This is a genomic window from Bradyrhizobium sp. GW821-FHT12B03 (assembly GCF_058807535.1).
In genome coordinates, this window is record NZ_JBXAQU010000034.1 from 1 (window position 1) to 21,321 (window position 21,321).

Genomic DNA, 21,321 nt, shown 5'->3' on the forward strand with positions numbered 1-21,321 from the left:
CTCAAGGATGAGCCGGGATGGGCGACACATACGCCATTTCCGAATTTCGGTAAAGTGGAATATTTTCGCGGCAGCGGGTTGACAGCTTCGCGGGTGTTTTGCCCGTCGGGCAACGCAAGATCTCGTGGCCCGGATGGAGCCACGCGCTATCCGGGAAAGGTCCCGCGCCTCACATCACGCGCGCCGTGCAACAAAAAAAGCGCCCGGCGGTTTCCCGCCGGGCGCTCATTCACGTTGTCTGGATGGATCTTACCAGTTGCGCTGAGCGCGGAGGATCAGAGCGAGCGTGTCCTGATCCTTCAGCTCGTACACGGCAGCCGGCTTGGCCGTCGTACCGGAACCAGCGTAGGCCACGGTGCCAGCATACTTCTGGTCGAGATGGGTCCAGGTGAGGTCAGCCGAGAACGTCAGGTTCTTGACCGGGGTCCAGCGGGTCACGACACCCATCTGGCCGATCGCGAAGTCCGGGTTACACGAGGTGACACCAGCCAGACCACCGAACACGCCGCCAGCACCACCGGCGCCGCAGATCGTGGTCTTGGCGAGCGAGCCGAACTGGGCCTGGCCGTAGGCACCGTAGATCGCGGAGTTCCAGGCGGGATTCCAGTTGTGGGTGTAAGCACCACGGAAGCCCCAGGTCTTGACGGTTTCCTGCGAGCTGCCGGTGACGAACACGGTGTCGGGAGCATTGGCGAAGCCGACGCTCTGGTAGGCAACGCCCGAGCTACCGAACAGCGAGTAGGTGCTGCCCGACAGGTTCTGGAAGTTGTAGCGGGTCGCGCCGTCGGTGTAGACGCCCTGGATGTTGATCGTGTCACCCGCGCCCGTCGGGATGTTCTTGATCGACAGAGCGAGCTGAACCGCCCAACCCCACTTGTCGTCGGGATGGCCAGTCGCCTCGGTGGCGCCGTAGTAGGCAACGTGGTTGTCATGCGCGGCAACCGACGCCTGGAAGAGGCCCCAAGCCTGGTCGACACGCACCTGACCAACGAGGTTCGGCGAACGCGAGCCGCCGACGGCGTTGGTGCCGTACGAACCGCCGATGATGCCACCCGCGGTCGCGCCGGTCATGTTGAGGTTGCCGGCCTGATAGTACTGGGTCGCATCTTCAGCCGAGAACGACGCCGTCACGCCCTGGCCGAAGTCGGCCGTGTACGTGAACTGGGTGACGCCGGTAACGGTGCCGCTGCCGCCGACGAGGTTGTCGGTGATGTTGCCGGGATAGTTGGTCCAGGGCGCGTCGAACTGCGACACGGCCTTACCCATCGTGAAGCCGGCGAACTGGATGAAGGCGTAGTACACGCCGAGCGAACCGGCCGAGGTGTTGCCGTCGGTGCCGTTGACCGACGAACCGACGAGAGCCGGGGTCGCACCCGAGGTGTTGAGGGCCAGCGTGCCGCTGTACGCGGTGCCGCCGGTCGCGCTGCCGGTGCCGGAATAGTTGCCGGTCGTCCAGGTGAACACGCCGTCGAAGAAGGTACGGACGACGCCGTACTCGGTCGCGGTGCGGGTGTCGATGTTGAGGTCTTCACGAGCGCGGAAGGTGTAGTAGTTCATCAGGCGGTTGCGGCCACCGGCAGAGCCGCTCTGATTCGGGCTGAAGTCCGAATTGGAGCCGATCACGGCGTCGGCGCGCAGGTAACCACCCAGCTTGATGCAGGTGTCGGTGCCCGGGATGTAGTAGAACCCGGCGCCGTACAGCGAGCAGATCTTCACGTATTCGACCGCTTTGGCCTTCACGGGAAGATCGGCTGCGAACGCCCCGGAGACAGCCATCAGGCCGGCAGCCGAGCCGAGAAAGAGTGTTTTCGTCAACTTCATTAGTAAACCTCCAGGTCGGTTCGGGGGCTCGGCTCCTCGGCGGATGCCGCTCTGCCCACCCTCAATTTTCCGTTCAATTCAGTTCCGCACCGAGGGTCCGGAATTGAAACGACAGTGAGGTGCCCCCTCCGTCGTGGCTTCACATATAGTTTATAAAAACAACCGCCTCAATTTATTGATTTAGTGAATCGCAAGTTCGGAACAGGATGTTGCCCGCGGGCAACAGGCGCGACCGGCCTGCCGTTCAAGTGCATATGATAAAACAGAAAAAGCCCTCAGGGGGCATCCCGAGGGCTTTCTTGGAGGTCTCACATCGCTGTCCATCGACAAAGGTCAAGAGCAGCAGAATTGAGTACGACAACGGGTAATTAAATTAATTGCTTTTTGCAAGTACTAAACGACCAGGCGATTGCTGCCATGCGGCATCTACGACCATCGTTGGTGCGCGATATCCGAGACGCCTCCCGAATATCCCTTTAAAAGATTGATCCAAGCAAAACAGGGGGGAGGCCGCATGATCGAGAAGAAACTCGACAGGGCGATTACGGACTTCATCTGGAATATCGTCGAAATTCACTCCCAGCTGGAGAACATCCACGCCAGCTGGGCCGAATTGCTTGGGATTACCGAGCCGCAATGGCTGATCTTGATGGCCATCACCGAACTGGACGAGGGACGAGGCGTCGCTGGAATCGACATTGCGAACAAGTTGCGGGTCCATCCCGCCTTTGTAACCAACCAGACCAAGAGCCTCGAAAAGGGCGGGTTTCTGTCGCGACGACCGGCAGCCGACGACGCCCGCTTCGTCCTGATGTCGCTGACGGCAAAGGCGAAGACGGAAATCGAAAAGCTGTCCAAGAGAAAGCTCGCCTTGAACTCGACCATGTTCAACGAGCTCAATGAGAAGACCCTCGCCGATCTGAATGACAGGCTCGCGACGATTGCCAAGAACGCCCGGCTGGCGGCACGATTGCTGGCGATCGACGTGTCGTGATCCGTCGATGCCGCTAGAGGTAGGTCACGGGATTCATCACGCGGGCAGCGCCCAGCTTGCTGTCGACCCATTCGAGAATGAAATCGTCGACAGCGATAAAATTCTCGACCTCGCCCAGAGGATGCGGGATGCAGTTCGGCACGACGGTCGAGCAATCGGCACCGGCCTGCCGGTAGCCGGCTTGCAGCTCGAGCGCATCCTCCTCCCACACCATTGAGCGACTCCCGACGACCACGAGAAGCGGGCAAGCTATTCGACGCGACGGCAACAACGAACCCGGCGAGGTCGCGTCGGGGACGGCCTGCTCAAGGCCGCTCATCCAGCGCAACGATGCCCGGCGCATGACCGGCGTCACAATGCCGCCATCGCACACGGCGGCAGCTATCCTGCGGTCCAGCAGAGCCAGGCGGGACGCGTGACTGGCGCCCGCCCCTTCGCCATAGACTGCAATCCGTTGCGAATCGACGTCCGGGCGCGCCTCCAGATAGTCCAGCCAGCACTGAAGCTCATGCTCCGGCTTGAAGGGGCGACGAACGGACGAATTGCTGGAATCGACGAGCAGAAGCGACACGCTCCGGCGGCATGAGGCCGGCAACAACCTGCTCATCATCGAGCCCAGGGTGGCTTCCTCGTCGGCGATGCAGATGACGGTGGGTGAAGGCCCCTGACGGAACGCCGGCAGAAAGAGCCCGGTCAACACCCCTTGATCAAGGCTATCGATCTTCACGCGCTCGATCACCGGGCCGGCGTCATCCGCAAAACCCTTCAGGCCGAGACCGAACCTGTCCGCGAGGTCGCTATCCGCGATATCTCCCGGACAAGACAAACTTCGCGCGACTTCCAGCGCGGTCAGCGAGCACAGCCACGCTTCCCCGGCGATCCGGGCGGACTCGTCTCTGCGCGCGGATTCGGCGGATATCCGGTAGTCGTCCGCGACCCTCAACCAGTCCGAAACCCACAAATGCCTCGGCCCCTCGCGCACAAGGTCTGCGACGGACAGGCCTTCGAAAAATCCGGACGCGCGATTGCGCAAACGCGCCAGATTGCCACCCGCGCCGTCGCACGAGCCGTGAGGCCAATGATCACCTTCCATGTCAGTCCCCGAACAGCGCCGTCAGCGACGACCAAGTCTTGAACGACCAAATCTTGAACGACCAAGATTTGGATTCCCCAGACTTGCCGGCCGCGCTTTCAGCAGAGCGCCGTGCATAACTGCGCAACGAGCCGGTCTCGATACAAAGACCACGCCGGCTCAACTCAATCGTCACACCTCAGCTCCGTTGCTGATACACAGTCATGGCCCCGCGACATTCTGCCATTTTTGCGGTTCTGAGTTTGTAGTTTTTTGTTGTGACCGACGATTAAAATATAGAATTCGTTTGCTGACAGAGCAGGCAGGATCGCCGCGCGTCATCGCGAATCCTTATGTCGGCAGACAGCGAAAGCTGCGGCGGATTGTCGCTCATCGCAGCTCGGCGCGCGAACCGTGACACCACATGATCCGCTCTACCTGCGTGTCAGGATCGCGGATTCCAGATTGTCGAATTTCGACAACATGGAACGGTTTGCCGATGGCGAGCGAACCGTTCCGACACAGCGCCACGTTCTTCCCGCCGGGCGTTTTGAGAAATCCCGTCGCGGCGCCGCTTTGATGCGCCTGCCTCTCGCGGCCCCCGTCGAAATGCGAACGAAGCGGGAATATCCGCATCGCCTTGTATGCATTATCCCAGTTGCCATCGCCGGGCACATCGCTTTAGATGCCGCCAACTCGCCCCTGGATCATGTCCGGGGCGCAAAAATCACACGACATTTTCAAGGGACGAAGCATGGCGCGCAACATTCTGATTCTCGGGGCTTCCTACGGCTCCCTGCTGGGCACGAAGCTGCTGATGGCGGGCCACAACGTCACCCTGGTCTGCCGTGCCAAGACCGCCGAGCTGATCAACCGCGACGGTACCGAGGTGCGCATCAAGCTGCGCGACGAGGCGGTGCACCGCGCGATCTTCTCGCGCGACCTGCCCGGCAAGCTCGACGCGGTGACGCCGGCCGATGTCGACGTCTCCCGCTACGACATGGTCGGCCTGGCGATGCAGGAGCCGCAATACACCAACCACACGGTGCGTGTTCTCATGGTCAAGATCGCCGCGGCAAAGCTGCCGTGCCTGTCGATCATGAACATGCCGCCGCTGCCCTATCTGAAGCGGATTCCGGCGCTCGCCAGCATGGATCTCGAGGAGGCCTACACCAATGCGCAGGTGTGGGAGCGGTTCGAGCCGGGGCTCGTGACGCTGTGCTCGCCCGACCCGCAGGCCTTCCGCCCGCCGGAGGAAGCCGCCAACGTGCTTCATGTCGGCCTGCCCACCAACTTCAAGGCATCGGTCTTCGCCGACGAGAAGCACAACAAGGTGCTGCGCGAGCTCGAAGCCGACATCGACGCGGTGACGCTCGACGGCCTCGACGTGCCGGTGAAGCTGAAAGTATTCTCGTCCCTGTTCGTGCCGCTGGCGAAATGGTCGATGCTGCTGACCGGCAACTATCGCTGCATCACGCCGCACGAGCCGCAGTCGATCCGCGATGCCGTGCATGGCGATCTCAAGCGCTCGCAGACGATCTACGATCATGTCGACGCGATCGCCCGCAAGCTCGGCGCCGACCCGCAGGACCAGGTGCCGTTCGCGAAATACGCCAAGGCGGCCGAAAGCCTGCTCAAGCCGTCATCGGCCGCACGCGCGGTGGCGAGCGGCGCGCCCTTCATCGAGCGCGTCGACCTGCTGGTGAAGCTGATCTCGCATCAGCTCGGCGTGCCCAACTGCGAGATCGACCGCACGGTCGAGACCGTCGACCAGAAGCTGAACGAGAAGATCGTGCAGGGCGGATCGGGCGCGCAATAGCCGCGCGCCGCGTCCGTCACGATGGTACGGCCTCGGCGCTCACGCGCTCAGGAATGATTGAAGCCAGATCAGGCCGGTCACCGCGACGAGCGTGACCGCGCCGGTGCGCGTGATGATCTCGGGATGCCCCAGCCGGCGCGCGCCGCGGCCGAGCGTGGCGCCCAGGATCACCCACGCAGCACCCGCCGTGACGATCTGAAGCGCGATCACCGCAATCCAGGGCAACAGCTCGAACAGTCCGGCCCGGAGCGGCAGCAGCAGGAAGGCGAACACCAGCGCCTTCGGATTCAGCAGCGTGGTGATCAGCACCTGGCGGAACGTCACCACGGCGCCGCCGCGCAGCTCGCGCGCGTTGACGCGCCAGAGCATGACGGCAAGACCCAGGATGTAGACGCTGACCGCCACGCGAAGCACGACGGCCGCAACCGGAATGCCGCTGACGACGGGACCGAGCGCCAGCCGCAGCAGCGCGATCGCGGCGAGATAGCCGCACAGCTCGGCCGCGAGCAGATGCAGCGACCGCGAGATGCCGTTCCCTGCCCCCGATGTCGCGAGCAAGGTGTTGGTCGGTCCCGGCATGGCGAGGAGAAAACAGGTCGCCGTGAAGAAGGTCAGGAAGCTCATGCACCCAGCTAACAGGCTTCGGGTTCACGAATCTTGATCTGCGTCATTCCACATGGGGGCGGGATCGCCCGGGTTCTGACCGCATCGAACCCTGCCTTGGTCGCATGGCGACGACGCACCGCAATTCCGACGATCGAATGACCTTGCGCGGAACGGTTCCCGGTGTCGCGCACGCTCAACGGGAGTGATCCCGTCGCCGCGATCACGCGATCGTGTCGCGGCGCACGTCGCGTCGTCTTGCCTCCGCATATAGGCATGAGCAAAATAGCTTTGTAAATCACCTTACCAGACGTTGATTTGCAGGGCCTGCGTCCGGGATCCAGGCAAGAACACGAGAAGAAAAAAAGAGGCAATGGATCAGGCGATGCTGAGCGTCGTCCGCGCCGTCGAGGCAGGCGCGACGACGATGAAGGGCGTGATCGACGCAACCGGACTGTCCCGTCTCAAGATCGAACGTGCGTTGACCGCGCTGGAGAAACAGAAGCTCCTGGTTCGCGACGGCCAGGGTTTTCGCGCAACCGGCCTGCCGAAGACGGCGCGTCCCGCGCGGCAATGCGGATCGTGCAACGCCTGCTGCGATATCCTCGAAGTGGCCGCCGTCGACAAGCCGGTGAACCAGCTCTGCCGGCATTGGCAGGCCGGCACCGGATGCACCATCTACGACCACCGTCCGCAGATGTGCCGGTCCTTCGTCTGCGCCTGGCTGCAAGGCCATCTCGACGACGACTGGTTTCCCGCAAAATCGGGCATCGTGGTGCATTTCAGCCAGGACGCCGTCAACGTCACGGTCGACGACGCCTGCCCCGATCGCTGGCGCGAGGAGCCGTATTTCAGCAAGCTCGCCGAATGGTCGCTGAACGGGATCAGACGAATCGGGAACCGCGGTTATGCGACCCTCGTCGTCTCCGGCACCGAGCGGTTCCTGCTGCTCGGACGCACCGTCGTCGCCGATCCGACGCCGTTCGGAACGGGGTTCCTGCCGCTCACGGCCGACACGTTCCGGTTCTGGCGGGCGACGTCGCAGGCGCATTTGCAGCGGCTGCACGAGCGCATCGCCGAGATCGAGCGGATCAGGCAGGAATTCGGCTCCTGCGCGATCCCGGAAAACGAGGACGACGATCCCGTCCCGCCCTATCGGCCCGCACTTCTACGGCTGTCGCAGCACGCCTGAACGCCACCGTGGGCAACACGGCATGATTCGCGCTGTAACGCTCGACGCGCCCCAGCCGGGTTGATAAGCCCCTGTCCGCGAATGACGGGGACTTGAGTCGGGACATGACGGTTGCAATCGAGATGGGGCAGACCACGGCGGGCGCCGTGGCCGCCATGGACCTCGAGGAACTGCTGGCGACCCGTCTCCTGGTGCAGGGCAATTCGGGCTCCGGCAAGTCGCATCTGCTGCGGCGTCTGCTGGAACAGAGCGCGCCCTGGGTGCAGCAGGCCATCATCGATCCCGAGGGCGATTTCGTCACGCTGGCCGAGCGCTTCGGCCATCTCGTGATCGAGGCCGAGGATCACACCGAGCGCGGCCTTCAGGTCGCGGGCGAGCGCGCGCGGCTGCATCGGGTCTCCACCGTGCTCAATCTCGAAGGCCTGGACGCCGAGAACCAGATGCGGCGCGCGGCGGCGTTTCTCGGCGGGATGTTCGACGTGGACCGCGACCATTGGTACCCGATGCTGGTGGTGGTGGACGAGGCGCAGCTGTTCGCGCCGGCCGTCGCCGGCGAAGTCTCGGACGAAGCGCGCAAGCTGTCGCTTGGTGCGATGACCAATCTGATGTGCCGCGGCCGCAAGCGCGGGCTTGCCGGAATCATCGCGACCCAGCGGCTGGCAAAGCTGGCCAAGAACGTCGCGGCGGAAGCCTCCAATTTCCTGATGGGGCGGACCTTCCTCGACATCGACATGGCGCGCGCCGCCGATCTACTCGGCATGGAACGGCGGCAGGCCGAAGCCTTTCGCGATCTCGAGCGCGGGCAGTTCATGGCGCTGGGGCCTGCGCTGTCGCGCCGCCCCCTGCGTCTGAACATCGGGCCGACCGACACCCACGCGCGAAATTCCACGCCGCGGCTGATGCCGCTGCCGGAGGCCGCGCTCGAAGATATGCGCGCTGTCATCCTGGCCGCGCCGCCGCCCGATGCCAGCCGGCCGCAGCGCCGGCCCGCGCCTGATCTGCTCGAACAGCTCCGCGCCGCCAAGGCGGCTGCGCCGGAGATCAGTCCCGAGGTGGTGGAGGTCGCGGTCAGCGCCGAAGAGCTCGCCGAACGACGCGAGCGCGTCGATCGCACGCTTCGTGCCGTGCTCGCCGAGCCCGATGCCGGCTTCCGCGCCATCGGCGTGCTCTATCAGGAGTTCGTGGTCCGCTGCCGCATCGAGGGGCTCGGCTCGGCGGTGCCCGACCTCACCGAATTCCGCCGCATGCTGACGCGCGCCCGCGCCGGGCTCGGCGCCGAGCATGCCGAGGACGACGCCTGGCAGGACGTCTCGCTGCGCGCCTCGATCTTGCCCGACGACATGCAGGGCGTGTTCATGATGATCGCGCGCGCCGCCAAGGAAGGCTGGCCCTGCCCCGGCGATGCCGCGATCGCGCGCGCCTACGGCTCGCATTCGCTGCGCCGGGCGCAGCGCCTGCTCAGCTATATGGAGGAGCAGGGTCTCATCGTCTGCCAGCTCGACGGCGGCGGACGCAGGATCGTGACGCTGGTGGAGCTGGCCTGGGCAACCGCGCCGGGCGATCCCAATGGCGACGATCTGCCGGCGGAGCCGGCGCAGAGCGCGGCGTCGGCCTGATCGCTACGCGGCCTCGGCGCCGCCGAGATAGGCGTCGCGCACCCGGGGATCGTCCTTCAGCGTCCGCGCCGGGCCCGACAGCACGATCTTGCCGGTCTGGAGCACATAGGCCTCGTGCGCGATCTCGAGCGCGAGGCTGGCATTCTGCTCGACCATGAAGACCGACACGCCCTCCTGGTTGATGGTGCGGATCAGCTCCAGCACGCGGTCGACATAGAGCGGCGACAGGCCCATGGTCGGCTCGTCCATCACGATCATCCTGGGACGGCTCATCAGCGCGCGCGCCATCGCGACCATCTGCTGCTCGCCGCCGGACAGCGAGCCGGCGCGCTGCGACAGCCGCTGGCCGAGCTTCGGAAACAGCGTGAGCATCTTGTCGAGATCCTGCGCGATCGCCTCGCGGTCGTTGCGCACGAAGGCGCCCATCAGGATGTTCTCGCGGACGGTCATGTCCGCGAACAGCCGCCGCGCCTCCGGCACCGAGGCGATGCCGCGGCGGACGATCTGCGGCGTGGTCAACCCGATCAGCGAGGCGCCGTCGAGGGTCACCTCGCCCGAGCGCGGCTTGACGAGGCCGAGGATGATCTTCATCGTCGTGGACTTGCCGCTGGCATTGCCGCCGAGCAGGCAGACGATGTGGCCGCGCGCGACCGTGATCGACAGGTCGAAATGCACCTGGGCCTGGCCGTAGAAGGTGTTGACATTGGTCAAAGCAAGCAGCGGTTCGGATACGCTTGTCGTCATGCCGCGCTCTCCTGCTCCGTCGTCCCCGACAGGCCGTGACCGAGATAGGCCTCGATCACCTTGGGATCGCCGCGCACCACTTCGCCCGGCCCCTCCGCGATCTTCTTGCCCTCGTCCATGACGATGACGCGATCGGAGAGGCGCATCACCATCTCCAGCTTGTGCTCGATCAGGAGAATGGTCAGCCCTTCCGCCTTCAGCTCGGCGACGAGGCCCTGCATCTCCGCGGTCTCGGTCGGGTTCATGCCGGCGGTCGGCTCGTCGAGCAGCAGGAGGCGCGGCTTCAGCGCGAGCGCGCGGGCGATCTCGACGCGGCGGCGGTTGGCATAGGAGAGACTGTAGGCCGGCTGGTCGATCCGCGGCAGCAGCCGCTCGCCGAAGCGGGCGAGAATGATTTTCACCTCTTCGCGCAGCCGCTCTTCCTCGGCCTTGACGCCTGAAGGCCGCAACAGCGCCAATCCCAATTCCAGCAGCGGACCGATCACCGGCACCGCCGGCTTCACCGCGCGCAGCCGCGTATGCGCGCCGATCAGGACATTGTCCATCACGCTGAGATTGCCGAAGACGCGGCCGAGCTGGAACGTGCGCGCGATGCCTTCGGCCGCCAGCCGCTCCGGCGAGAGGCCGGTGATGTCCTGGCCTTCGAAGTGGACATTGCCGGCATCCGGCCTGTCGAGCCCGGTCACGAGGTTGAACAACGTCGTCTTGCCGGCGCCGTTCGGGCCGATGATGCTGACGAGCTCGCCTTTGGCGAGGTCGAGGTCGATGGAGTCCACGGCGGTGAGACCGCCGAAGCGGCGCGTCAATCCGCGCAGGGACAGCATGGGCGCGTGCTCGGCCATCAGATCGTTCCCAACAGGCCCTGCGGCCTGAATCGCACCAGCAGCAGCAGCACGATACCGTAGATCAAGATGCGGTACTCCGCCGCGATCCGGAACACTTCCGGCAGGCCGACCAGCGCCACCGCCCCGACGATGGCGCCGACGACATTGCCGAGGCCACCGAGGATCACGACGGTCAGCGCCAGGATCGATTGCTGGGTGTTGAAGGTCTCGTGGTTGATGTAGGAATAAAGATGCGCGGCGATGCCGCCGCTGACACCGGCGGCAAACCCGCCGAAAATGAAGGCCAGCGACTTGTAGCGGTTCAGGCTGAGACCATAGGCGCGCGCGGCGACGTCGTCGTCGCGGATGGCGCGGAAGCTGCGGCCGAGATGCGAACCAAGCAGACGTGCCTGGAGCAGCGCCAGCACGATCATGATCGCAAGGCTGAACCAGTAGATCGAATTCGGGCTGATCAGGTCATAGCCGAACAGCGACAGCGGCGGAATGCCGGAGATGCCGATCGGGCCGCGCGTGACACTCTCCCAGTTCAGGATCACCAGCGACACGATCTCGCCGATCGCAAGCGTCGCGATCGACACATAGTGGCCGCGCAGGCGGAACGACGGCGAGATCAGGGCGGTGCCGAGCGCGGCGCTCATCAGGCCGCCGCCGATGATGGCGAGGCCGACAGGAACGGCTGACGTCAGCGACAGCAGCGCCGACGTATAGGCACCGATCGCGAGCAGCGCCGCATGTCCGAGCGAGACCTGGCCGATCGTGCCCGCAACCAGCGTGAGGCTCAGCGCGAGCATGCCGAGCAGCCACGCGTTGATCAGGGTCTGCAGCACGTAGAAGGACACCGGAAACAGCGGCAGGATCGCAAACGCTGCGGTCGCGGCCAGCAGCGCCCAGCGCGGAATCCGCACGGGACGGCTCGGCGCGATGAAAGTGCCGGTCATCGGCTCGGGTGGCGCCTGCCGCGCGCTGGCGAACAGGCCGTTCGGCCGCAGCACGAGGACGACGACCAGCAGCAGGAAGGCGAACAGATTGCGGTAGCTGGTGCCGAAAACGGCGACGCCGTAGCTCTCGACCAATCCCAGCAGCAGGCTTCCGATCACCGCGCCCGGCACGTTGCCGGCGCCGCCGACGACCTCGGCGACGACACCCTTGAGCGTCGCCTGAAGGCTCATCGCGGTGTCGATCTGGTTGTAGTACATGCCGACCAGCAGGCCGGAGACGCCGCCGAGCGCGGCGGCAATGCCGAACACGGCCTGATTGACGCGGTTGACGTCGACGCCCATCTGCATCGCGGCGTCGCGGTCCTGCGCGGTGGCGCGCACCGCCCAGCCGAGCTTGCTGTAGCGCAGGAACACGAACAGCAGAATCGCGCTGGTGATGCCGACGCCGGCGATCAGCAGATCAAGCGGGCCGATCGTGCCGCCACCGACCTGGAAGCGGACGTCCGGCAACTGGCTCGGCAGCGCGCGCGGATTGGGCGAGAAAGTCAGCATCACGAGCTGATCGAGCACGAAGCTGATGCCGATGGTCGCGAGCAGCGGTGCGATGCGCACCGAGTTCTGGAGCGGACGCAGGCCGAACCGCTCGATGATCAGCCCGACCAGCGCCGCGGCGACCGCCACCACGATGATGGTGAGCGGCAGCGGCGTGTGCAACTGCACCACCGCGACCCAGCCGATATAGGCGCCGACCAGATAGATCGAGCCTTGCGCGAAGTTGATCAGCCGGCTGACGCCGAAGATCAGCGCGAGCCCGACCGCAACGAGGGCGTAGACATTGCCGACGATCAACCCGTTGATCGTGTAGTCGAGCCAGGAAGACACGCGATGGTCCTAATCAGAGAGAGCGGCCGGAGCGGGGTGCTCCGGCCATCAAGTCAGGTCGGCTTACCGTCCCAAAGCGCGAACTGCCCCTTGCGCACGACGAGCTCGGCATTCATGGCGCCCTTGACCCGGCGGCTCTCGACGTCGAACGTCGCCTGGCCGAAGATCACGCTCGAGACATCCTTCACTTTCGCGAAGGCATCCCGGATGGCGCGGCGGTCGGTGCCGCCGATCTTCACGACCGCGGCTGCCATGTGCATCGCGTCATAGGAATAGGCGTTGAAGGCGTCGGGCTCCTGGCCGTTGTACTTGGCCTTGAAGCCCGTGATGAACTTCTTGACCTCGGGCCTGGGATCCTCGGGGAAATAGCGCGTGCCGAGATGGACGTCCTCGACCGCCTCGCCGCCGAGCTCCAGGAATTTCGGCGAGTAGACCGAGCTTGCCGCGCAGATGGTCTGCTTAAGCCCGACCTGACGCGCCTGGCGGGCGATCAGCGCGCCGTCGGAATAATAGGAGATCAGGATCAGCCCGTCCGGACTGGCATCGCGCACGCGCACCAGGGTGGAGCGGAAGTCGCGCTCCTCCGCGATGTAGCCCTCGGTCACCGCGACCTCGGCACCGTATTCCTTGGCCGCCTTGACGAAGTAATCGCGGCTGGTGCGGCCCCAATCGGTGTTGAGGTGGAGTATCGCGAGCTTCTTGAGACCGAGGCGCTTGACGGCATAGGCCGCCAGCAGCGGCTGCTCGTCGGCCTGGCTGACCGACGTGCTCCACATGAAGTCGCCGCCCTTGGTGAAATCGGGATGCGAATTGGTGAAGCCGAACTGCACGAGGCCGCCGCGCTGATAGATCGGGGATGCCGCCATCGAGGCAGGGCTGGAGAAATCGCCGAGCTCCATGACGATCCTGGGATCGGAGACGAACTTCTGGGCGATCGCCACTGACTGGCGCGGATCGCTCTGGCTGTCCTCGAATTGATAGGCGAGCTTGCGGCCGTTGATGCCGCCGGCCGCCTGGATCTCGTCGAGCGCGAGATCAAAGCCCTGCTTCCATTGCGTGCCGTATTGCGCATTCGGTCCGGTCAGGGGGCCGCTGACGCCGAGCAGGATCGGTTCGGACGATTGCGCGAACGCCCCGCGCGAGAAGGCCGCTCCCGCCATCATGGCGGCGAGAGAGCCCTTGACCAGGGTACGGCGATCGATGTTGCTCATGTACGGCTCCATCCATTCAATGTTGAAACAAGCAGCAATTCTTGTGCCGGTGAGATTGCCTATTTCGAGGGCTCGCCGAGCGACAGCATCAGCCGGTTCGCCCAGTTGAAAAACGAGGCGCCGTTGATGACGTCGACGATCTCGGCATCGTCGAGACCGGCGCGGCGCAGCTCCTCGACATTGTCGGGACCGAACGCGATCGGCGTCGCGGCGAGCGCCACCGACGCCTTGACCACGGCATTCCAGCGCTCGCCGAGATCGGACTTGACGCCTTCGTCGAGCAGCCGCTGCACGTCGTCGCGGCGCTTGGAATAGGTGCTGGCAAAGCGCGCATGCACGGAGGCGCAATAGATGCAGCCGTTGTAGCGCGAGGTCGCGGCGGCTGCGAGCTCGCGCTCGGCGCGCGGCAGGCCGTCGGCGACGTTGTAGAAGATGTCCTTGTCGGTCTTGGTGCGGGCTTCCAGCACCTCGGGATCGCGCACCAGCAGGCGGAAATATTCCGACTTGGCGCGGGCCCGATCGACGAGGCCGGCGAAGTGCCGCTCGGTCAATTCGGCCTCGGGCAGCGGATCGATCCATGACACCCAGCCGAGTTCATCCTGGGTGAAGACGACGGGCGGATTGACTGTGTTTGCAGCGCTCATGATTGCGGTTTCCTTACGCGCTGGCCGCGACGTTCGCAGGTCGCCCGAGCGAGGCGCCGAGCACGCGCAGGCCCGTGACGACGCGCACCTGGAACGACAGGAACGCAACGAGCTGGGAGAAGGTAACGATGCCGGTGGTCGACCAGCCGGCGGCGAGCAGCGCCTTCATGTCGGCGGACGCGGCGTCGCGCGGACGGAAGACCAGCAGATGCGCATGTTCGAGCGCTGCAACGAGCCGGGCACCGAGATCGGGCTTGCGCTCTGCGCTGACGCGGTAGATCAATCCGGCCTTGTTCTCCACCGACAACGGTCCGGCCGGAAAGGCGCCGTATGGACCTGAGGTCTCGCCCCGCGCGACTTCGACCTCGATCGCCTCGATCAGGCGCGCGCCTTCGGCGGTCGCAGCCAGCTTGGCCCGATAGAAGGCCGCAACAGTGGGCTCGCGGTGCAGGCCGATCACGAAGAATGCGACCGCGGCGCGCTCGACGAGCGAGACGTCGCTCGCGTCGATCGGCTCGAACAAAGAGAGATAGCTCTTCTGCGCGTTGTCGCGCGCTTGCACGCGCTTGCCGCGGATGCCGTCCAGAACCGATCCCGGCTCGATCCCGACGAGCATGTCGATGATATCCTTGGTAGCCATCATTCAGCCTCGTACAATTCCGTAAAGTCAGCCCGCCAGCGCAACGTCTGCCGCCACCGTCCGGGTCCAGCCCAGTGCCGGCGCGACCTTGTCCGCAACCAGCTCGATCGAGCGCAGGATGTAGGGGTGCGGAGCATCGACCGAATGCGCCTGGAAGACGAGATCGGTCACCCGCTCCAGCGTCGCATCGGTGCGCAGCGAGGCGATGACCTCATCGGCTGCGCCGACATGGGTGTCGAAGGCGGCGATCATCTCCTCCAGCGTCTCGCCCGGAGAAAGGTGACCGCCCTTCATGAATTGCGGCAGCGCACGGCGCAAGCCGATGTCGGCGAGGCGCATCGCCTCGCGATGATCGTCCGCAACGAAGACGCTGCGCGAGGCCATGATGCGCGGCTCGCAGCCCGGCGGCAGCGCGGCCAGATAGGCGTCGATGATCGGGTTCTGGATCTCCGCGAGCGCAGCCTTCGGCGCGTCCTTGGCGCGCGGCTGCGTGCGCGAGAGCAGAAGGCCATCGCCGGCCTTGCCGGCACGGGCGCCGCCGGCAACCGAGAATGTCGCCTGCCAGATGCGCTTGTCCAGTTGCGGCCGCAGCGGATAGAGCGTGTCGCCGCCATCGAGCGGCTTGCCGGTCAGTGCCGTGCGGACGATTTCCAGGTTGCGGGCAAATATCTCGTTGCGCTGGGCGCCGTCGAGACCGAAGGCGGCAAAGGCCGACGGATTGCCGCCGGTGCCGACGCCGAGCTCGAAGCGGCCGTCGCAGAGCAGGTCGAGCACCGCGGCGTCCTCCGCCACCCGCACCGCATTCTCCAGCGGCAGGGTGACGATGCCGGTGCCGAGGCGGATGCGCGAAGTCTGGGCTGCGACGTAACCGAGGAACGTGAAGGGCGACGGCAGGCCGCCCTCGCGTTCGTGAAAATGATGCTGCGCGATCCACGCGGAATCGAGCCCGGCCTTCTCGGCGCGCACGATCTGCTCGGCCGCGAAGCGGTAGCGGTCCGCCGGCGGCGCCTCGTCGAGAAGCCGCGTGAAGAATCCCAGCCTTTTCAGATTAGCGAACCGTTTCATGCCAACCGCGCTCAACGTTGCAACAGCCCGCATGATGTCCGCTGCCGCAGCGCGAGGCAAGCAGCCGCCGCGCAGGGCTGCCACCCCGCTGCCATCCATTCCTGCCGAAGATGTGACGCCGGCTGCCTACCAGCTGGGCAGCACCGCGCCCTTGAACTTGGTCAGGACGAACTCCTTCACCTCAGGCGTGTGATAGCTGTCCACCAGCACCTTGACCCAGGGCTTGTCCTTGTCGGCGGCGCGCACCGCGATCAGGTTGACATAGGGCCCCTTCGGGTCCTCGCGCAGGATCGGATCATGGACGGGATCGAGGCCCGCCTGGGTTGCATAATTGGTGTTGATCGCGGCGGCGTCGACATCGTCGAGCGCGCGCGGCGCCTGCGCCGCATCGACCTCGATGAATTTCAGCTTCCCGGGATTCTCGGTGATGTCGAGCACCGTCGGCTTGAAGCCGGTGCCGTCCTTCAGCTTGATCACGCCCTTGTCGCGCAGCAGCAGCAACACGCGGCCGCCATTGGTCGGATCGTTCGGGATCGAGACCTTGCCGCCTTCGGGGATACTGGAGAAAGACTTGTACTTCTTCGAATAGACGCCGATCGGGAAGTTCACGGTGAGGCCGACAGCCTCGATCTTGTAGCCACGATCGGCCTTCTGGTTGTCGAGGTAAGGCTGGTTCTGAAACGAATTGGCCTGGATCTCGCCGGCATCGAGCGCGGCGTTCGGCACGACGTAGTCGGAGAACTCAATGAGCTGGATATCGAGGCCCTGCTTGGCGGCGACTGGCTTCACCGCCTCGAGGATCTGCGCGTGCGGCCCCGGCGTCACGCCGATCTTGATGGTCTCGGCCGCAACTGCGGCGGACCATGCGGCGAGCACGGCCGAGAGGATCAGGGGAAGGCGAAACGACATCTTGGTCTCCATCACTCGGGCGGCAAATGTTGGAACCGTGTTCGCTTCTCCGCCGCGCGAAATCAACGAAATTGAAATCCATATTGGCCGCCAGGGAGGGCGAGCCTTTCTCCATTCGGCACCAAACGGGAAACGAATTCGCGACGAATGACGACGCCGTGCGCAACCGTGACGCGCATCACGGCAAAGCGACGCCTGGAGTGCGAAATTGGAAGGACCATCCAGGAGGCCCGTCATGTCCGCCCTCGCCGCTCCGAAACTCGCGACCCAGAACCGGCTCGAATCCTTCGTGCTCTATGCCCTGTTCCAGGGCGTGCCGCTCTATTCCAGCGTCGTACTGATGCTGAAGCTGGTGGCGGCCTCGGAGATCGTCGGCGAACGCTACGGCGCGATCATCTTCACCGTGCTCGCAGCGAGCTTCCATGGAGCGGTGACGCCGTGGCTCGCGCCGAAATTTCCGCGCTTTTTCAGGCACAACAGCGCGCCAATGTTCAGCGACGCCACGTTGTCCTTTACCGAGAAGGTCTCGCGCTGGCTGGCTGAGCCGAAGACGGCAGTGGAGCTGCTGGCGAATGTGCTGCTGATGTCGGTGCTGGCAATCGGCGTCGCCAGCATCAGGTGAGCCAAGCTTACTCGGACCGCCAGGTCGACGGCGACAGGCCCAGAAATCTCCGGCGGAGCAAGTGTGGCCATTTCCGGGCTGCGGCAACGAATCTGTCGCCGGAGCAACACTACGAAACTTGATGCGTTTGCGCGGGACGGGTTAGCGTTGTCTTGCGGCCTTACAACTTCCCCAAGTTCGTTTAGCTCGCACTGGATCGCCGCCTGACTGTCTCAGGCGGCGATCCAGTACTGCCGGGCGTCGCTAGACGATGCCGCCTTGCCGAAGCGCCTCGATCGACGCCGCGTCATAGCCGAGTTCGGCGAGGACACGATCGGTATGCTCGCCGAGGGTCGGCGGGCGGCTTGCGATGTCGCCCGGCGTTTCCGACAGCCGCACCGCGGCGCGCATCACCGGCGCGGGCTTCGGCAGGCCCGGATAGTCGACGTCCTGCATGAAACCGGCGGCGCGGATGTGCGGATGATCGAGCGCCTGCTGCGGGCTCAGGACGGGCCCGGTCGGAATCATCGCACTTCCCAGCGTGTCGACGGCCTCCTGCGTGGTGCGCTCGGCGCACCAGCGCGCCATCCGCTCGCTGATGACGGGGCCGTTGTTGCCGCGGCTGATGTCGTCGGCAAAGCGCGGATCGTTCAGCCACTGCTCCTCCTCGCCCATCAGCCTAGCCCAGCGCTTGAACAGCGGATGCCCGGTGACCTGGCACAGCACCCAGCCGTCCTTGGTGCGGTAGATGTCGGCCGGCGCCGCAGTCTGGCCGAGGTTGCCCGTCGGAACGCGGTTGACGTTGATGACGGCCTGCTCGATCAGCGTGGCGTTGGTGAAGGACAGCGCGGTGGCCAGCAGCGCGCCCTCGACGATCTGCCCGCGGCCCGACTTGCCGCGCTCGATCAGCGCGGCGAGCGTCCCGAACGCGCAGTGCAGCGCGGTTCCGAAATCGACCCAGTTCACCGCCGCGCGGTAGGGCGGATCGCCGGCGCCGGTCATGTACACCGAACCCGACATGACCTGGCCGACGCCGTCGAAGCCGACGCGGTCGGACCACGGCCCCGGCCCGCCGAACGCGGTAGCCGTCGTCAGGATGATGTCGGGCTTGATCGCCTTCAGCTGCTCGTAATCGAGCTTCATCGCGCGCAGGGTCTGCGGCGGCAAATTGGCGACGACCACGTCCGCGGTCGCGATCAAGCGGCGCATCACCTCCTGCCCCTCCGGCTTCATCGGATCGAGCGTGATGCACTTCTTGTTGCGGTTGACCTGGAGGAACAGCGCGCCTTCCCCGCCCTCGCCGACCGGCGCCACAAAGCGATCCTCGCTGCCGTCGCGCTTTTCCACCCGAATGACCTCGGCGCCGAATTCGGCCAGCAAGGTTGCGCAATACGGACCTGCGATATAGCGCCCGAAATCCAGGACGCGCACGCCTTCCAGAATTCCCCCCATAGATCCTTTATCCTCATGTCTTTCGCCCAGATTACAGCGACTGGCTGCGACATCAAGGTGGCAACGGCACCCTGCATCCGCCCGCGGATGTGATCAGCCCACGGTTTCGGCTGGCGGAAATTCTGCTCTAGTATGGCGCGTCCGTCCTCCAGCGAGAAGCGCACAGCCATGCCGCAACAATTCGATCGATCCGCAGAAGATCTCGGCAACGCCATCCATTTCGAGCACGTCAACATCCAGGTCCCGGACCAGCGCCTGGCGACGTTATTCTACGTCACGGGACTGGGGCTCACCCGCGATCCCTATCTGATGGTCTCCGACACCAACATGTGGATCAACGCGGGGCGGAGCCAGTTTCATCTGCCGAGCGGCAGGCCGCAGGTGCTGCGCGGCCATACCGGCCTCGTCATCGAGGGACGCGAGGCGCTGCTGGCGCGACTGGCATCGGTCGCCAGGAAGCTCGAGGGCACGGCCTTCGCCTTCGCGGAGCACAACGATCATGTCGAGGCGGTCTGCCCGTGGGGCAACCGCATGCGCGTTTATGAGCCGGACGCGGCGCGGTTCGGGCGCATCTCGCTCGGCATTCCCTATGTCGAGTTCGATGTGCCCATGGGGACGGCGCCGGCGATCTGCGCCTTCTATCCCGACATCATGGGCATGCCCGCGGCTTTGCGGAATGGCGACGGCACGGTTGCGGCGGTGAAGACCGGCCGCGACCAGCATCTGCTGTTCCGCGAGACGGACCGGCCGCAAGGCGAGTATGACGGGCACCATGTGCAGATGTACATCACCGACTTCTCCGGCCCGTATCGCAAGCTGCTCGCACGCAATTTGATCTCGCGCGAGGACAATCAATATCAATACCGGTTCTGCGACATCGTCGATCTCGACAGCGGCAAGCCTCTGTTCACGGTCGAGCACGAGGTGCGCAGCGCGACCCACCCGATGTTCATGCGGCCGATGGTCAATCGCAATCCCGTGGTCAACAACCGCAATTACGCGTTCGGCCACGATCAGACGTCATGGGCGATGGGACCGGATCTGTACGACGGATAGGCAGCGGCAAATCCGGCGAGCGGAGCCTCCTGCGTTCAGACCACCTCGGTCGCATCGACGCTGCGGAGCACATCCGGCGCGCGCCGCCGGTCGCCGGCAGAGATGCGGCGATAGGTCACGACCGAGACGAGCCAGGCGAGCGCGAACAGCGCGACCACGGCGAAGCCGAAATTGGCGAGCGAGTCGTTGACGGCCTCGACCTGCGCCCACAGCCCGCCGGACAGGCCGAGCCGATCGCCGATGAGCCCCAGCGCCTCGATGCCGCCGATGAACAGCGCGACGGCGACCGAGGCACCGGTGATCGTGAGGTTGTACCAGAGCTTGCGATAGGGATCGACGAAGGCCCAGCGATAGGCGCTCACCATCAGCGCGGAATCGGCGGTGTCGACCAGCGCCATGCCGGCGGCGAACAGAGCGGGAAAGACCAGCACATGCGCGAGCGAGCCCCCGTGCGCGGCTTCGGTGGCGGAGATGCCGAGCAGGCCGATCTCGGTCGCGGTGTCAAAGCCGAGCCCGAACAGGAATCCGAGCGGATACATGTGCCAGGGCTTTGTCACCAGGCGGAACATTGGACCGAGTAAGCGCGCCAGGACTCCGCGATGAGCGAGCAGCGCATCGAGCTGCGCGGCGTCGTGGATGCCTTGCTCGCGCACCTCGCGCAGGATGCGCCACAGGCCGACGAAGATGGCCAGATTGATCGCCGCGATCACCAGCAGGAACAGCGCCGACACCGAGGTGCCGATCAGGGCGCCGATCTCCTTCAGCAGGCTGTCACCGCCGAGGCCGACGACGCCCAGCGCGAGCAGCGCGGTCGCGACCAGCACCACGGTGGAATGGCCGAGCGCGAAATAGAGGCCGGCGCTGCGCGGCGTATCGCCCGCCTGCATCAGCTTGCGCACGACATTGTCGATCGCGGCGATGTGATCGGCATCGACGGCGTGGCGCAGGCCGAACACCCAGGCGAGCAGCGCGGTCGCCATCATCGCGGGCCGGTCGCCGAACATCACGAAGGCGAAGGCCCATGCGGCGACATTGGCGGCGATCAGCCCGCCGAACAGGACGCCGGGCTCGAACACCTGCCTCGCGACACCACCAGACTGAACCACGCCATCCCTCCGAGTATGATGTTCATACCAATCCATCATACTCGCGGGCAAGAGCCGGGCCATGTTCGGGCGACACAGCCGATCGCCCGCGAACGCGCATCTCGTGGACAT

General features: G+C 65.1%; 20 protein-coding genes. 6 read left to right on the plus strand and 14 right to left on the minus strand.

The window, feature by feature from the left end; genetic code table 11:
* Positions 1–249: 249 nt before the first annotated feature.
* Positions 250–1,821, minus strand: coding sequence for a porin (locus AC1RUR_RS37075; protein WP_492853077.1), 1,572 nt, complete (start codon positions 1,819–1,821; stop codon positions 250–252).
* Positions 1,822–2,335: 514 nt separating this feature from the next.
* Here AC1RUR_RS37075 and AC1RUR_RS37080 point away from each other — a divergent pair.
* Positions 2,336–2,815, plus strand: coding sequence for a MarR family winged helix-turn-helix transcriptional regulator (locus AC1RUR_RS37080; RefSeq protein WP_492853109.1), 480 nt, complete (start codon positions 2,336–2,338; stop codon positions 2,813–2,815).
* A 13-nt stretch (positions 2,816–2,828) separates the two neighbouring features.
* Here the strand turns inward: AC1RUR_RS37080 and AC1RUR_RS37085 are convergent, their stop codons facing one another.
* Together AC1RUR_RS37085 and AC1RUR_RS37090 are read right to left on the minus strand one after the other, a co-directional pair.
* On the minus strand, positions 2,829–3,908 hold the full coding sequence (locus AC1RUR_RS37085) for an alpha/beta hydrolase (protein ID WP_492853078.1): 1,080 nt from the start codon (positions 3,906–3,908) through the stop codon (positions 2,829–2,831).
* Between the two features lie 369 nt (positions 3,909–4,277).
* Entirely contained in the window at positions 4,278–4,523 is a 246-nt protein-coding gene (locus AC1RUR_RS37090; RefSeq protein ID WP_492853079.1) for a hypothetical protein, read from the minus strand.
* A 118-nt stretch (positions 4,524–4,641) separates the two neighbouring features.
* Here AC1RUR_RS37090 and AC1RUR_RS37095 point away from each other — a divergent pair, with 118 nt between their 5' ends.
* Entirely contained in the window at positions 4,642–5,706 is a 1,065-nt protein-coding gene (locus tag AC1RUR_RS37095; RefSeq protein WP_492853080.1) for a ketopantoate reductase family protein, read from the plus strand.
* Positions 5,707–5,745: 39 nt separating this feature from the next.
* On the opposite strand, the gene AC1RUR_RS37100 is transcribed toward AC1RUR_RS37095, so the two are convergent.
* Positions 5,746–6,330: a LysE family translocator gene (locus AC1RUR_RS37100; RefSeq protein WP_492853081.1), complete on the minus strand. Its 585-nt coding sequence runs from the start codon at positions 6,328–6,330 to the stop codon at positions 5,746–5,748.
* A gap of 352 nt (positions 6,331–6,682) precedes the next feature.
* Between AC1RUR_RS37100 and AC1RUR_RS37105 the strand changes: the two genes are divergently transcribed.
* Both AC1RUR_RS37105 and AC1RUR_RS37110 read left to right on the plus strand, forming a co-directional pair.
* Positions 6,683–7,501: a YkgJ family cysteine cluster protein gene (locus AC1RUR_RS37105; RefSeq protein ID WP_492853082.1), complete on the plus strand. Its 819-nt coding sequence runs from the start codon at positions 6,683–6,685 to the stop codon at positions 7,499–7,501.
* Positions 7,502–7,605: 104 nt separating this feature from the next.
* Positions 7,606–9,117, plus strand: coding sequence for a helicase HerA domain-containing protein (locus AC1RUR_RS37110; protein ID WP_492853083.1), 1,512 nt, complete (start codon positions 7,606–7,608; stop codon positions 9,115–9,117).
* Positions 9,118–9,120: 3 nt separating this feature from the next.
* On the opposite strand, the gene AC1RUR_RS37115 is transcribed toward AC1RUR_RS37110, so the two are convergent.
* The 8 genes from AC1RUR_RS37115 to AC1RUR_RS37150 all read right to left on the minus strand — a co-directional run bounded on the left by AC1RUR_RS37115 (position 9,121) and on the right by AC1RUR_RS37150 (position 17,007).
* Positions 9,121–9,861, minus strand: coding sequence for an ABC transporter ATP-binding protein (locus tag AC1RUR_RS37115; protein WP_492853084.1), 741 nt, complete (start codon positions 9,859–9,861; stop codon positions 9,121–9,123).
* Positions 9,858–10,703 carry an ABC transporter ATP-binding protein gene (locus AC1RUR_RS37120; protein ID WP_492853085.1) on the minus strand — a complete coding sequence of 282 codons (846 nt, stop codon included), beginning with the start codon at positions 10,701–10,703 and terminating at the stop codon, positions 9,858–9,860. The genes AC1RUR_RS37115 and AC1RUR_RS37120 overlap by 4 nt, the downstream gene beginning before the upstream one ends.
* Positions 10,703–12,526, minus strand: a complete 1,824-nt coding sequence (locus AC1RUR_RS37125) for an ABC transporter permease (RefSeq protein ID WP_492853086.1) — start codon at positions 12,524–12,526, stop codon at positions 10,703–10,705. The genes AC1RUR_RS37120 and AC1RUR_RS37125 overlap by 1 nt, the downstream gene beginning before the upstream one ends.
* A 53-nt stretch (positions 12,527–12,579) precedes the next feature.
* Complete coding sequence (locus tag AC1RUR_RS37130) at positions 12,580–13,737, minus strand: ABC transporter substrate-binding protein (protein WP_492853087.1); 1,158 nt, start codon at positions 13,735–13,737, stop codon at positions 12,580–12,582.
* Positions 13,738–13,796: 59 nt separating this feature from the next.
* On the minus strand, positions 13,797–14,381 hold the full coding sequence (locus AC1RUR_RS37135; RefSeq protein ID WP_492853088.1) for an alkylhydroperoxidase domain protein: 585 nt from the start codon (positions 14,379–14,381) through the stop codon (positions 13,797–13,799).
* Positions 14,382–14,394: 13 nt separating this feature from the next.
* Complete coding sequence (locus AC1RUR_RS37140) at positions 14,395–15,021, minus strand: CMD domain protein (protein WP_492853089.1); 627 nt, start codon at positions 15,019–15,021, stop codon at positions 14,395–14,397.
* 27 nt (positions 15,022–15,048) lie between these two features.
* Positions 15,049–16,086 (minus strand): putative FMN-dependent luciferase-like monooxygenase, encoded by a 1,038-nt coding sequence (locus AC1RUR_RS37145; RefSeq protein WP_492853090.1) that lies wholly within the window; start codon positions 16,084–16,086, stop codon positions 15,049–15,051.
* 126 nt (positions 16,087–16,212) lie between these two features.
* The gene (locus AC1RUR_RS37150) at positions 16,213–17,007 is read right to left on the minus strand and encodes a MetQ/NlpA family ABC transporter substrate-binding protein (RefSeq protein ID WP_492853091.1); all 795 of its coding nucleotides are present in this window, start codon (positions 17,005–17,007) and stop codon (positions 16,213–16,215) included.
* 223 nt (positions 17,008–17,230) lie between these two features.
* Between AC1RUR_RS37150 and AC1RUR_RS37155 the strand changes: the two genes are divergently transcribed.
* A complete protein-coding gene (locus tag AC1RUR_RS37155) occupies positions 17,231–17,617 on the plus strand; it encodes a hypothetical protein (protein WP_492853092.1) in 387 nt (128 codons plus the stop codon).
* Positions 17,618–17,860: 243 nt separating this feature from the next.
* Here AC1RUR_RS37155 and AC1RUR_RS37160 read toward each other — a convergent pair whose 3' ends face one another.
* Positions 17,861–19,048, minus strand: a complete 1,188-nt coding sequence (locus AC1RUR_RS37160; RefSeq protein ID WP_492853093.1) for a CaiB/BaiF CoA transferase family protein — start codon at positions 19,046–19,048, stop codon at positions 17,861–17,863.
* A 168-nt stretch (positions 19,049–19,216) separates the two neighbouring features.
* Here AC1RUR_RS37160 and AC1RUR_RS37165 point away from each other — a divergent pair, with 168 nt between their 5' ends.
* A complete protein-coding gene (locus AC1RUR_RS37165) occupies positions 19,217–20,104 on the plus strand; it encodes a VOC family protein (protein ID WP_492853094.1) in 888 nt (295 codons plus the stop codon).
* Positions 20,105–20,139: 35 nt separating this feature from the next.
* Here AC1RUR_RS37165 and AC1RUR_RS37170 read toward each other — a convergent pair whose 3' ends face one another.
* Positions 20,140–21,246 carry a HoxN/HupN/NixA family nickel/cobalt transporter gene (locus AC1RUR_RS37170; RefSeq protein ID WP_492853095.1) on the minus strand — a complete coding sequence of 369 codons (1,107 nt, stop codon included), beginning with the start codon at positions 21,244–21,246 and terminating at the stop codon, positions 20,140–20,142.
* Positions 21,247–21,321: the final 75 nt, after the last annotated feature.

What these genes read in the sequence shown, in the direction of transcription:
- AC1RUR_RS37075 (WP_492853077.1), bottom strand. Translation starts at nt 1,821, where the DNA reads ATGAAGTTGACGAAAACACTCTTTCTCGGCTCGGCTGCCGGCCTGATG.
- AC1RUR_RS37080 (WP_492853109.1), top strand. Translation starts at nt 2,336, where the DNA reads ATGATCGAGAAGAAACTCGACAGGGCGATTACGGACTTCATCTGGAAT.
- AC1RUR_RS37085 (WP_492853078.1), bottom strand. Translation starts at nt 3,908, where the DNA reads ATGGAAGGTGATCATTGGCCTCACGGCTCGTGCGACGGCGCGGGTGGC.
- AC1RUR_RS37090 (WP_492853079.1), bottom strand. Translation starts at nt 4,523, where the DNA reads ATGCGGATATTCCCGCTTCGTTCGCATTTCGACGGGGGCCGCGAGAGG.
- AC1RUR_RS37095 (WP_492853080.1), top strand. Translation starts at nt 4,642, where the DNA reads ATGGCGCGCAACATTCTGATTCTCGGGGCTTCCTACGGCTCCCTGCTG.
- AC1RUR_RS37100 (WP_492853081.1), bottom strand. Translation starts at nt 6,330, where the DNA reads ATGAGCTTCCTGACCTTCTTCACGGCGACCTGTTTTCTCCTCGCCATG.
- AC1RUR_RS37105 (WP_492853082.1), top strand. Translation starts at nt 6,683, where the DNA reads ATGGATCAGGCGATGCTGAGCGTCGTCCGCGCCGTCGAGGCAGGCGCG.
- AC1RUR_RS37110 (WP_492853083.1), top strand. Translation starts at nt 7,606, where the DNA reads ATGACGGTTGCAATCGAGATGGGGCAGACCACGGCGGGCGCCGTGGCC.
- AC1RUR_RS37115 (WP_492853084.1), bottom strand. Translation starts at nt 9,861, where the DNA reads ATGACGACAAGCGTATCCGAACCGCTGCTTGCTTTGACCAATGTCAAC.
- AC1RUR_RS37120 (WP_492853085.1), bottom strand. Translation starts at nt 10,703, where the DNA reads ATGGCCGAGCACGCGCCCATGCTGTCCCTGCGCGGATTGACGCGCCGC.
- AC1RUR_RS37130 (WP_492853087.1), bottom strand. Translation starts at nt 13,737, where the DNA reads ATGAGCAACATCGATCGCCGTACCCTGGTCAAGGGCTCTCTCGCCGCC.
- AC1RUR_RS37135 (WP_492853088.1), bottom strand. Translation starts at nt 14,381, where the DNA reads ATGAGCGCTGCAAACACAGTCAATCCGCCCGTCGTCTTCACCCAGGAT.
- AC1RUR_RS37140 (WP_492853089.1), bottom strand. Translation starts at nt 15,021, where the DNA reads ATGGCTACCAAGGATATCATCGACATGCTCGTCGGGATCGAGCCGGGA.
- AC1RUR_RS37145 (WP_492853090.1), bottom strand. Translation starts at nt 16,086, where the DNA reads ATGAAACGGTTCGCTAATCTGAAAAGGCTGGGATTCTTCACGCGGCTT.
- AC1RUR_RS37150 (WP_492853091.1), bottom strand. Translation starts at nt 17,007, where the DNA reads ATGGAGACCAAGATGTCGTTTCGCCTTCCCCTGATCCTCTCGGCCGTG.
- AC1RUR_RS37155 (WP_492853092.1), top strand. Translation starts at nt 17,231, where the DNA reads ATGTCCGCCCTCGCCGCTCCGAAACTCGCGACCCAGAACCGGCTCGAA.
- AC1RUR_RS37160 (WP_492853093.1), bottom strand. Translation starts at nt 19,048, where the DNA reads ATGGGGGGAATTCTGGAAGGCGTGCGCGTCCTGGATTTCGGGCGCTAT.
- AC1RUR_RS37165 (WP_492853094.1), top strand. Translation starts at nt 19,217, where the DNA reads ATGCCGCAACAATTCGATCGATCCGCAGAAGATCTCGGCAACGCCATC.
- AC1RUR_RS37170 (WP_492853095.1), bottom strand. Translation starts at nt 21,246, where the DNA reads ATGGATTGGTATGAACATCATACTCGGAGGGATGGCGTGGTTCAGTCT.